Genomic DNA, 10,724 nt, shown 5'->3' with positions numbered 1-10,724 from the left:
GCCGGACGCCCCCGGCGCCGGGGGCGTCCGGCCGGCCGTGCCGGGATTCTGGCGCTCAGCCGGGGGCAGCAGCCCGCCGCCGTCCCCGGCCGGTGCGTGGCGCCACCGTCCCTTGCTCGGTGCGTGGACGTGTGCGGGTGTTCGACTCATCCCCCATCCGGGCGAGCGAGCGGAGAGGCTCCTGCTCGCTCGCCCGGGCCGACCGGCCGCCCCGAGCCCCCGGGGCTCAGCGCGGTGAGCTGCTCGGGGTGGCGGCCGGGGTGGACGGGCCGGTGGACGGGGTGGTGCTCGGCGAGGCCGTCCCCGTCGGGGTGGCGGTCGGACCGCCCGTCGGGGTCGGGGTCGGTGTGGCGCTCGGAGTGTGGCTGGGGGTGGCCGTACCCGAGGGGGTGGAGGCCGGGCTGCTCGGGCCGGGGGACGGGTGCTCGGTGGCGGTCGGGCTCGGGCTGCTGCTCGGGGACGGGCCCGGTTCGGTGGTCGGGCCGGCGCCGCCCGGCTCGGCCGGTGCCGGGGTGGCGCCGCCGCGGTGCTGGGGGCCTCCCTCCAGGGTGACCACGGCCTGCGAGGGCGGCAGCGCGATCCGGGCGGTCCACCGGGTGGCGGGGGCGAGGTCGTCGTCGACGCTGACGATCACGGTGATCCGCTGCCCGGGCGCGAGCGTTCCCGCGTCCCGGCTGAGCCGCAGCCAGCCGGCGTCCACGACGGCGTGCCAGCGGATCTCGGTGGTGCCGGAGTTGGTGAGGGTGAGCACGGTCCGGTTGCCGTACTCGCCCGCCTCGACGGTCAGCAGCCCGGACGGAGCCGGAGCTGGGGCCGCGCTCCCACCGCCCTCCGGAACACCACCCGCACCACCCGCGCCGGGCAGCCCACCCCCCACCGCCCCGACGGCGGGGGCCGGCGCGGCGACCAGGGTCGGGCTGCCGAGCGGGGTCGCGCCATGGGCCGGGACCGGAATCAACGGTCCCTGGATCCCCGGCAGCAACGTTTCTGCAGCGATTGGCCCGGCACCGGCCAGCTCCATCCCGGCCGCCACCGCGCCGACCCCACCGACCGTACCCACCGCCCCCGCCACCGCCGTCGGCCGGACCGGACGGTGCCCGGCCGCCTCCCGGCCGTCCTCCTCCATTCGCACCGACGAGACCGACGCCGCCGTGGCGGGTCCGCCGCCACCCCGGTGTCCGGCCCAGAGCGCGACGACCGGTGCCGCCAGGACGGCGGCCAGCACCCCGGTGGTGACCACCCGCCGCCGCACCGTCGGCCCCCGCCCGGCGTCCGGGGCGCGGTGCCGGGGGAACCCGCTCCGGTCGAACCGGAGTCCGGGCTCGGTCACCGGCAGCGGTCCGGCGGTCCGCCGTCCGGCCGGCTCCCGCCCGGCCGACGGCAGGAACGCGACCACCCCCGCCGCCACCACCCCGGCGGGCTCGGGCTCGGGCAGCGGCGCGGAGAGCACCGACAGCCCCGACAACCCGGCCGCGCCCGCCGGCACCTCGTCCGCGACCCGCTCCGCCGTCCCCCGGCAGGTCGGGCAGTCCACCACGTGCTGGACCAGTTCGCGGCGCAGCGCCGGGCCGAGCACCCAGTCGCGCCAGCTCTCCGCCCCGGCACCGCCGAGCCGGTCCAGTTCGGGGCAGCTGCCGACGCCGAGCACCAGCAGGGCGGACCTGGTCCGGTCGACCTCGGCCCGGGCCGAGACGAGCAGCGTCCGGACGGTCTCGAACGGCAGGCCCAGGACGGCGGCCACCTCGATCGGGGTCAGCCGGTGGCGGACTGACAGCTCCAGCGCCTCGCGCTGCTCGGGGTCGGTGCCGGCCGCCTCGGGCCAGGCGAGTGAGGCCAGCTCGCGCCGCCGCCGGACCGCCTCCGCACCCTCTCCGCCCTCGCCCGCCGCGCCGTCCACCCCATCCGTACCGCCGTCCGCCTCGTCCGCCAGCCGTCGCAGGCAGCAGTACCGGGCCAGCGAATACAGCCAGGCCCGGACCAGCCCGGGCTCGGCCAGCCGGTTGCCGTGCCGGACGGCCAGCTCGCGCACCTCGCGCAGCGCCGCGTCGGCCGCCGCGTGTTCGCACAGCACCGAGAGGCAGTAGGTGAAGAGGCCGTCCACCTGTCGCTCGTACGCCGCGAGGACGGCGTCGCGCGGCCCTTCCGTACTCGTTGTCACCCATCCGACGGTAGAGAGGCCGCCCGCCCGCACTGAGCCATTCCGCCCGGTTGTACTTCTTTCGGGTAACAACATCGCCCATTCGTGGACCCGCGCCCGCTCCCGGCCCGTCCCCGCGCTCCCCGCCCATCTCCGCGCCCGGAGCCCGCCCCCGCGCCCACCCGTCCCCGCGTTGTCGTACCCACCCGCTACGGTGACCGCATGGCTGCCCGTACCAAGACCACCGCCAAGCCGCGCCCGGCCTACCGCTGCACCGAGTGCGGCAACCAGCTGCCCAAGTGGGTCGGCCGCTGCCCGGAGTGCAACGCCTGGGGCACGGTCGAGGAGTACGGCGCGGTGCCGATCCGGACGACCGCCGCCGGCCCGGTCAGCGCGCCCGCCCGCCCGATCGCCCAGGTGGACGGCCAGGTGGCGACGGCCCGCTCCACCGGCGTGCCGGAGCTGGACCGGGTGCTCGGCGGCGGCCTGGTCCCGGGCGCCGTGGTGCTGCTGGCCGGCGAGCCCGGCGTCGGCAAGTCCACCCTGCTGCTGGACGTCGCCGCCAAGGCGGCCACCGCCCAGCACCGCACCCTCTACGTGACCGGCGAGGAGTCGGCCGGCCAGGTCCGGCTGCGCGCCGACCGGATCAACGCGCTCTCCGAGCACCTCTACCTGGCCGCCGAGTCCGACCTCGGCGCCGTGCTCGGCCACATCGAGGCGGTCAACCCGGGCCTGCTGATCCTGGACTCGGTGCAGACCATCGCCTCCGCCGAGCTGGACGGCGCCCCCGGCGGCCCGGCCCAGGTCCGCGAGGTGGCCGGCGCGCTGATCCGGGCGTCCAAGGAGCGCGGCATGGCCACCCTGCTGGTCGGCCACGTCACCAAGGACGGCCAGATCGCCGGCCCCCGCCTGCTGGAGCACCTGGTGGACGTGGTGCTGAGCTTCGAGGGGGACCGGCACGCCCGGCTGCGCCTCATCCGCGGGGTCAAGAACCGGTACGGCGCGACCGACGAGGTGGGCTGCTTCGAGCTGCACGACGAGGGCATCGTCGGCCTGGCCGACCCGTCCGGCCTCTTCCTGACCAGGCGTGACAAGCCCGTCCCGGGCACCTGCCTGACCGTCACCCTGGAGGGCAAGCGCCCGCTGGTGGCCGAGGTGCAGGCGCTGATGGTGGATTCGCAGATCCCCTCCCCGCGCCGCACCACCTCGGGCCTGGAGTCGCCCCGGATCGCGATGATCCTGGCGGTGGTGGAGCGGCACGGCGGGGTGAAGCTCGGCAAGCAGGACATCTACACCGCGACGGTCGGCGGGGTGAAGCTGACCGAGCCGTCCGCCGACCTCGCGGTCGCGCTCGCGGTGGCCAGTTCCTCCACCGACACCCCGCTGCCCAGCAACCTGGTGGCGATCGGCGAGGTCGGCCTGGCCGGCGAGGTGCGGCGGGTGACGGGTGTGCAGCGGCGGCTGGCCGAGGCGCACCGGCTGGGCTTCACGCACGCCCTGGTCCCGCCGGACCCGGGCAAGGTCCCGCCGGGCATGAAGGTGGTCGAGGTGTCCGACATCGGCGAGGCGCTGCGGGCCATTCCGGGCCGCCGCCGGGCCGCCGCCAAGCCGAAGGGTGAGGCACCGTCGGCGCCGCCGGCCCCCCGGGCGCACCGGCCGGTGGCCGCTCCCGACGAGCTCATGGAGGGGTGGGAGCCGCTCGACTCCGACGAACTGCGCTGACCCAAGCCCTGTCGTTGCCGCACGCAGTTAGACTTTCCCCTGTCTCATTGGTGATAAGGCAGTACTAAGCGACAGAGCAACAGACCGTAGGCCGGCGCCCCGCGCGAGGCGCGCGGTACGGGGCGACCGGAGGAGTCACGTGGCAGCCAGCGACCGGGCGGACAAGTCCTCCCGCGAGGAGGCCCTGCTGCGGGCCTCCCTCACCGCCATCGCTCCCGGAACCGCGCTGCGCGACGGCCTGGAGCGGGTGCTGCGGGCCAACACCGGCGGGCTGATCGTGCTCGGCTTCGACAAGACCGTCGAGCCGATCTGTACCGGCGGGTTCGTGCTCGACGTCGAGTTCACCGCGACCCGGCTGCGCGAGCTGTGCAAGCTCGACGGCGCCGTGGTGCTGGACAAGGACATCACCAAGATCGTCCGGGCCGGGGTGCACCTGATGCCGGACTCCACCATCCCGACCGACGAGACCGGGACCAGGCACCGCACCGCGGAGCGGGTCAACCGGCAGACCGGTTTCCCGGTGGTGGCGGTCTCGCACTCGATGCGGCTGATCGCCATGTACGTCAACGGCACCCGTCGGGTGCTGGAGGACTCCACCACCGTCCTCTCCCGCGCCAACCAGGCGCTGGCCACCCTGGAGCGCTACAAGCTGCGCCTGGACGAGGTGGCGGGCACGCTCTCCGCGCTGGAGATCGAGGACCTGGTGACGGTCCGGGACGTCACCGCGGTCGCGCAGCGGCTGGAGATGGTCCGGCTGATCGCCACCGAGATCGCCGGCTACGTGCTGGAGCTCGGCATCGACGGCCGGCTGCTCTCGCTCCAGCTGGACGAGCTGATCGCGGGCGTGGAGCCGGAGCGCGAGCTGGTCGCCCGGGACTACTTCCCGGAGCGCGCGGCGAAGAAGGGCCGGACCGTCACCGAGGTGCTGGCGGACCTGGAGGCGCTGACCCACGCCGAGCTGCTCGACCTGCAGACGGTGGCCAAGGCGCTCGGCTACTCGGGCACGCCGGAGTCGCTGGACTCGGCGGTCTCGCCGCGCGGCTACCGGCTGCTGGCGAAGATCCCGCGGCTGCCCAACACGGTGATAGAGCGCCTGGTGGAGCACTTCGGCGGGCTGCAGAAGCTGCTGGCCGCCAGCATCGACGACCTGCAGACGGTCGAGGGCGTCGGCGAGACCCGGGCCCGCTCGGTCCGCGAGGGCCTGTCCCGCCTTGCCGAATCGTCCATCCTGGAGCGCTACGTCTGATCGACGGCCCCGAGCGCGACGAACCCGAGCGCGACGGCCCCGAGTACGACGGCCCCGAGTACGACGAACCCGGACGCGACGAACACGACGGAGCCCGGACCGCCTGAGCGGTCCGGGCTCCGTCGTCGTTCGGGGACGGGGATGACCCCCGGTCAGTTCTCCAGCCGGATCGAGGAGCGGGCCGAGGCCTGCCCGCCGGAGAGGCCGGTGAGGTCGGCGACCACCAGGTAGTTGCCGGCCGGCGCGGGCGCCGCGTCGGCGGTGGCGCACTGCGGCTTGCTGCGGACCCGGTCCCAGCTGAAGGTCTCGGTCAGCCCGCCGTTGGCGGGGAGCTGGACCCAGCCGCTGCCGCGGTCCGTCGGGCAGTCGCCGGAGGACCAGATGCGCTCGCCGTTGCTGGCGGTGACGGTGATCGCGGAGGCGGTCCGGCCCAGGTCCACCCGGCAGTTGGTGCCGGAGGAGTTGTTGATGGTCAGCGCCAGCTTGGGCTTGTCCTTGGGCTGGTAGGCGTTCTGGGCGCTGGACAGGCCGAGCGACACCTGCGAGGAGGCGCAGACCGGCAGGACCATGACCTCGGGGGTGTTCACCGCGGGCGTCCCGCCGCCGGTGCCACCGGCTCCACCGGTGCCGCCCGTACCGCCGCCCGCGCCGCCACCGGTGCCGCCGCTCGCCGCGCCGCCGGGGGTGCCGGCCGTGCCGCCCGCGGCCGCCCCGCCGGTGGCGGGTGCCGGGTTGGCGCCGCCGCCGGTCGTGCCGCCGGTGCTGAGGCTGACGTCGCCGCCGCCGGAGCCGCCCACCGCGCCGCCGGCGGCGCTGCCGCCGCCGTTGCCGCCGGGGCGGGAGTTGTTGGCCGGCCCGCTCGGCGAGGCGCCCGGCGTGATCGCCTGGGCGGGCGCCTGGCTCTGGGACTGGGTCGGCGCGGCCTGGGCGGCCTTGTCCTTCGGGCCGTCACCTCCCCCGCCCTGATCGGACATCAGCCAGACGACGAGGGCGGCGACCGCGACGACGGCGATGAGCACGACGACGCGCCGACGCCAGTAGATCGAGGCCGGCAGCGGTCCTACGGGTTGACGCAGAGAGGGCACGCCCAAACTCTACGAGACAGTGTGTGCCCCTTGACGCACCAACACCGCACAGTCACCCCTTCCTTCACATGATCCGCCATTTGAGCCGTTCGGGGGAGGCCGAATGGGGTGTTTTGCGGAGCTGTCCGGAATCCCATGATCCGCTTCGGCTGCCGCCGCGCGCGTGGGAGGATCGAAGGGCCATGGCTGCCAACACCGTCACCCCCGCCGTTCCGGCCCCCGCGTCCGCCACCCGGACGCCGGAGCCCGCCCAGCCGCTGCCCGCCTCGCCGCTGCCCGCGCTGCCGCTGCCCGTCCTGCACGCGACCGTCCTCGACTGGTACGAGGCCAACGCCCGCGACCTCCCCTGGCGCACCCCGGACGCCTCGCCCTGGGCCGTGATGGTCAGCGAGTTCATGCTCCAGCAGACCCCGGTGAAGCGCGTCCTGCCTGCCTGGCGGGCCTGGATGGAACGCTGGCCGACCCCGGCCGACCTGGCCGCCGACGCGCCCGGCGAGGCCGTCCGGATGTGGGGCCGGCTGGGCTACCCGCGCCGGGCGCTGCGTCTGCACGGGGCCGCGGTGGCGATCACCGAGGAACACGGCGGCGAGGTCCCGCAGGACCACGCGACCCTGCTCTCGCTGCCCGGCGTCGGCGAGTACACGGCGGCGGCGGTGGCCTCGTTCGCCTTCCGGCAGCGGCACGTGGTGCTGGACACCAACGTCCGCCGGGTGTTCGCCCGCGCGGTGACCGGCGTCGAGTACCCGGCGCAGGCCACCACGGCGGCCGAGCGGCGGACCGCGACCGCGCTGCTGCCCGACGCCGCCGGGACGGCCGCCACCTGGGCGGTCGCCGTGATGGAGCTGGGCGCGCTGGTCTGCACGGCCCGCGGCCCCGAGTGCGGCGACTGCCCGCTGTTCACCTCCTGCGCCTGGCAGCGGGCCGGCTGCCCGCCCTACGAGGGCCCGGCCCGGCGCGGCCAGACGTACGAGGGGACCGACCGGCAGGTGCGCGGCAAGCTGCTCGCGGTGCTCCGCGAGGCGCACGGCACGGTGCCGCAGGCCCGGCTCGACGCGGTCTGGCCGGACGCCGTGCAGCGGGCCCGCGCCCTGGACGGCCTGGTCGCCGACGGCCTGGTCGAGCCGGTCGAGCAGGGCGTCTACCGGCTCCCGCAGTAAGCCGGCTCCCGCAGCAGCCCGGACGCGGACACGGGGAGGCCCCCGCACCGGAACCGGTGCGGGGGCCTCCCCGTGACGTCCCGCGATCAGATCGCGACGGCCTCGATGTCGGCCGCGGCACCCTTGCCGCCCTTGCCGTCCTTGCCGCCTTCGGCGTCCGCCGGCGGACCGCCGGCCCCGCGCAGCGGCACCTCGCGCATGAACACCGCGGCGGCGACCGCGATCACCGCGACGGCCGCACCCCACAGGAAGACGGTGTGCATGCCGTTGGCCACCGCGTGGTGGTAGGCGTCCTGGACCGGCGCGGGCAGCGCCTTGAGCGCGGCCGGGCTCAGCTGCGCCGGGTCGCCGCCCTGCGAGCCGCCCGCCCCGGCGGCCGAGCCGAGCCGCTCCTGCATGGTCTCGGTGACCCGGCTGTTGAACAGCGCGCCGAACAGCGCCACACCGAACGAGCCGCCGATGGTGCGGAACAGGGTGGCGGTCGAGCTGGCCACGCCCATGTCCTTGAGCTCGACGCTGTTCTGCGCGACCAGCATGGTGATCTGCATCAGGAAGCCCATGCCGGCGCCGAGCACCACCATCCAGCAGGCGGAGGTGAAGCCGGAGGTGTCGGTGGAGAGGGTGGAGAGCAGCACCATGCCGACGGCCATCACGATGGTGCCGAGGATCGGGTAGATCCGGTACTTGCCGGTCTTGGTGACGGCCTGGCCGACCACCAGCGAGATCACCAGCATGCCGAACATCATCGGCATCAGCAGCAGCCCGGAGTTGGTCGCCGAGGCGCCCTGCACGGTCTGCTGGTAGAGCGGCAGGAAGACGGTCGAGCCGAACATGATGAAGCCGACCACGAAGCCGATGATCGAGACCAGGGTGAAGTTCAGGTTCCGGAACAGCGACAGCGGCAGCATCGGCTCCTCGACCCGCTGCTCGACGTAGCAGAAGCCGATCAGCGTGGCGGCGGCCAGCGCGGTCAGGCCGAGGATCTGCTTCGAGCCCCAGGCGTACTCCTGCCCGCCCCAGGTGGTGATCAGGGTGAGCGAGGTGATGCCGGTGGTGAGCAGGATCGCGCCCAGGTAGTCGATCCGGGCCTTGCTGCGGACCTTCGGCAGCTTCAGCGTGACGACCACGACGGCGAGCGCGACGGCGCCGAGCGGCAGGTTGATGTAGAAGGTCCAGCGCCAGTTCAGGTGGTCGGTGATGAAGCCGCCGACCAGCGGTCCGCCGATGGTGGCGAGGGCCATCACGGCGGCGAACATGCCCTGGTACTTGCCGCGGTCGCGCGGCGGGACGAGCGCACCCATGATCGACATCACGCCGACCATCAGACCGCCGGCGCCCAGGCCCTGGAGGGCGCGGAAGCCGATCAGCTCGGTCATGTCCTGGGAGAGGCCGGACAGCGCCGAGCCGGCCAGGAAGATCACGATCGAGGTGAGGAAGGTGCCCTTGCGGCCGTAGAGGTCGCCGAGCTTGCCCCAGATCGGGGTGGAGGCGGCGGTGGCCAGGGTGTACGAGGTGACCACCCAGGCCAGGTGCTCGGCGCCGCCGAGCTCGCCGACGATGGTCGGCATCGCGGTGCCGACGATCAGGCCGTCGAGCATGGCGAGCAGCATGGTGACCACCAGGCCGACCATGACCAGGCGGATCTCACGGGCCGAGCGGGGCTGCTCCTCCTCGGCGGATTGCTTCTCGGGGGCCGCGTCGTCGGCCTTGGGGTGTGACATGGGTGGCGTCTCCCGGGCAGGGGGTCGGGCGACCGGCTCGGCCCGTGAGGGCCTCCCTTACTTGTCGCCCGGCTAGTTTGTGGACCGTCGGCACGGTAGGTTGTCCACTAGCCGGTCGTCAAGCCAGTTTTTCGCGGGGCGTCCGGCCGGGAAGAATGAGCACCGGACCAACCGACGCAGTCAGAGGCAGGCCATGGCGACGCACAGCCCCCGTAGCGACACCCGGGCCCGCATCGTCGCGGTCTCGCTTGAGCTCTTCTCCGAGCAGGGCTACGAGCGCACCTCGCTGCGTGAGATCGCCGACCGGCTCGGCGTCACCAAGGCCGCCCTCTACTACCACTTCAAGACCAAGGAAGACATCGTCCACGGCATCGTGGCCACCACGGCCGCGCCGATCGACGAGCTGATCGCCTGGGGGCACGAGCAGACCTGGTCGCCCGAGGTGCGGGACGAGCTGATCCGCCGGTTCGCGGCCGGGATCTCCGAGCGGGCGCCGCTGCTGCGCTTCTTCCAGGAGAACCAGCCCGCCATGCGCGACCTGTCGGCCGGGCGGGAGTTCCGGGCCCGGATGATCAACCTGGTCCGGCTGGTGCACGGTCCGGAGGCGAGCTTCGAGGACCGGCTGCGTGCGGCGATGTCCCTGTTCACCATCAACTCGGCGCTGTTCCTGCTCCACCAGGAGCCGGACGTGCCCCGGGTCAGCGAGGTCGCGGTCGCGCCGGCGACCCGCGAGGAGGCGATCGCGGCCGCCCAGCACGTCGCGCTGGAGATCGGCGGCCTGATCGGCCGGCCCTAAGCGCCCGGGGCCGGCGCCGCGGCGGAGGCCGGGATCAGAACCCGGTGACCCCGTGCGCGGCGAGGTAGGCGATCGGGTTGATCACCGCGCCGTACTGGTTGCTGGAGCGGATCTCGAAGTGCAGGTGCGGCCCGGTCGAGTTGCCGGTGTTGCCGGAGCGGCCGATCTGCTGCCCCGCCGCGACCCGCTCGCCGGGCGCCACCGAGACCGCCGACAGGTGCGCGTACTGGGCGAACCGGCCGTCCGCCAGCCGCAGCACGACCTCCTTGCCGTACGCGCCGTCCCAGCCGGCCGAGACCACCGTGGCGCCGCCGACGGCGAGCAGCGGGGTGCCCGGGTCGACCGCGAAGTCCACGCCGGTGTGGTAGCCGGCGGCGTACTCGGGGTTGCGGACGCCGTACGGGTTGCTGGTCGGCGCGCCCGGGACGGGGGCGGACCACGCGGCCGCGGGGGCGGGCGCGGCCGGGGCCTCCGGAGCGCGCTGGGGGGCCTGCTGCGGGGCCTGCTCCGCCCCGTCGGCGGGCGCCTGGTCGGCGGGCGCGGCCTGGTCGGCGGAAGCGGTCTGGCCGGCCGCCTCGGCCGCCTCGGTGGCCGAGGCGGCACCGGCGGTCTGCAGGTTGGCGGCGATCGCCACGAACTCCTGGGCCGACTCCTGCTCGGAGGCCAGCGTGTACGGGCTCGGGCCCGCCACCTGGACCAGCCCGGGGGTGGGCGCCGCGCCGTGCAGCGCGGTGAACGCCGAGCTGCCGGGGGTGGTCGGGGCGATGGTCTGCGCGGCGGCGCTGCCCGATCCGGCGAGCACCAGGGCGCCGGTCAGGACCACCGCTCCGGCCGCGGCGGCGGTGGTGGAACGGTTCCGG

General features: G+C 74.7%; 8 protein-coding genes. 4 read left to right on the top strand and 4 right to left on the bottom strand.

The features are described from left to right. Positions 1–226: 226 nt before the first annotated feature. The gene (locus tag AB0N76_RS37950; RefSeq protein WP_363565390.1) at positions 227–2,158 is read right to left on the bottom strand and encodes a hypothetical protein; all 1,932 of its coding nucleotides are present in this window, start codon (positions 2,156–2,158) and stop codon (positions 227–229) included. Positions 2,159–2,359: 201 nt separating this feature from the next. On the opposite strand from AB0N76_RS37950, the gene radA reads away from it, so the two are divergent. Together radA and disA are read left to right on the top strand one after the other, a co-directional pair. Continuing rightward, positions 2,360–3,859, top strand: coding sequence for a DNA repair protein RadA (radA, locus tag AB0N76_RS37945; RefSeq protein ID WP_363565388.1), 1,500 nt, complete (start codon positions 2,360–2,362; stop codon positions 3,857–3,859). A 139-nt stretch (positions 3,860–3,998) separates the two neighbouring features. Further along, positions 3,999–5,105 carry a DNA integrity scanning diadenylate cyclase DisA gene (gene disA / locus AB0N76_RS37940; protein WP_051769323.1) on the top strand — a complete coding sequence of 369 codons (1,107 nt, stop codon included), beginning with the start codon at positions 3,999–4,001 and terminating at the stop codon, positions 5,103–5,105. Positions 5,106–5,257: 152 nt separating this feature from the next. Here disA and AB0N76_RS37935 read toward each other — a convergent pair whose 3' ends face one another. Then, the gene (locus AB0N76_RS37935; protein WP_363565386.1) at positions 5,258–6,190 is read right to left on the bottom strand and encodes a hypothetical protein; all 933 of its coding nucleotides are present in this window, start codon (positions 6,188–6,190) and stop codon (positions 5,258–5,260) included. A gap of 182 nt (positions 6,191–6,372) precedes the next feature. On the opposite strand from AB0N76_RS37935, the gene AB0N76_RS37930 reads away from it, so the two are divergent. Next, positions 6,373–7,347, top strand: coding sequence for an A/G-specific adenine glycosylase (locus AB0N76_RS37930; protein ID WP_363565384.1), 975 nt, complete (start codon positions 6,373–6,375; stop codon positions 7,345–7,347). Between the two features lie 86 nt (positions 7,348–7,433). Here AB0N76_RS37930 and AB0N76_RS37925 read toward each other — a convergent pair whose 3' ends face one another. After that, the gene (locus AB0N76_RS37925) at positions 7,434–9,068 is read right to left on the bottom strand and encodes an MDR family MFS transporter (RefSeq protein ID WP_363565382.1); all 1,635 of its coding nucleotides are present in this window, start codon (positions 9,066–9,068) and stop codon (positions 7,434–7,436) included. 193 nt (positions 9,069–9,261) lie between these two features. Here AB0N76_RS37925 and AB0N76_RS37920 point away from each other — a divergent pair, with 193 nt between their 5' ends. Then, entirely contained in the window at positions 9,262–9,864 is a 603-nt protein-coding gene (locus AB0N76_RS37920) for a helix-turn-helix domain-containing protein (RefSeq protein WP_363565380.1), read from the top strand. Between the two features lie 34 nt (positions 9,865–9,898). On the opposite strand, the gene AB0N76_RS37915 is transcribed toward AB0N76_RS37920, so the two are convergent. After that, positions 9,899–10,724: M23 family metallopeptidase (locus AB0N76_RS37915; RefSeq protein WP_363565378.1), on the bottom strand; the 826-nt coding region annotated here is incomplete at its 5' end.

It is taken from the genome of Kitasatospora sp. NPDC093806 (assembly GCF_040683335.1).
In the GTDB taxonomy this organism is placed as follows: domain Bacteria; phylum Actinomycetota; class Actinomycetes; order Streptomycetales; family Streptomycetaceae; genus Kitasatospora.
Note: the sequence above shows the minus strand (reverse complement) of the source record. Positions and strands in the feature narration are given on the sequence as shown.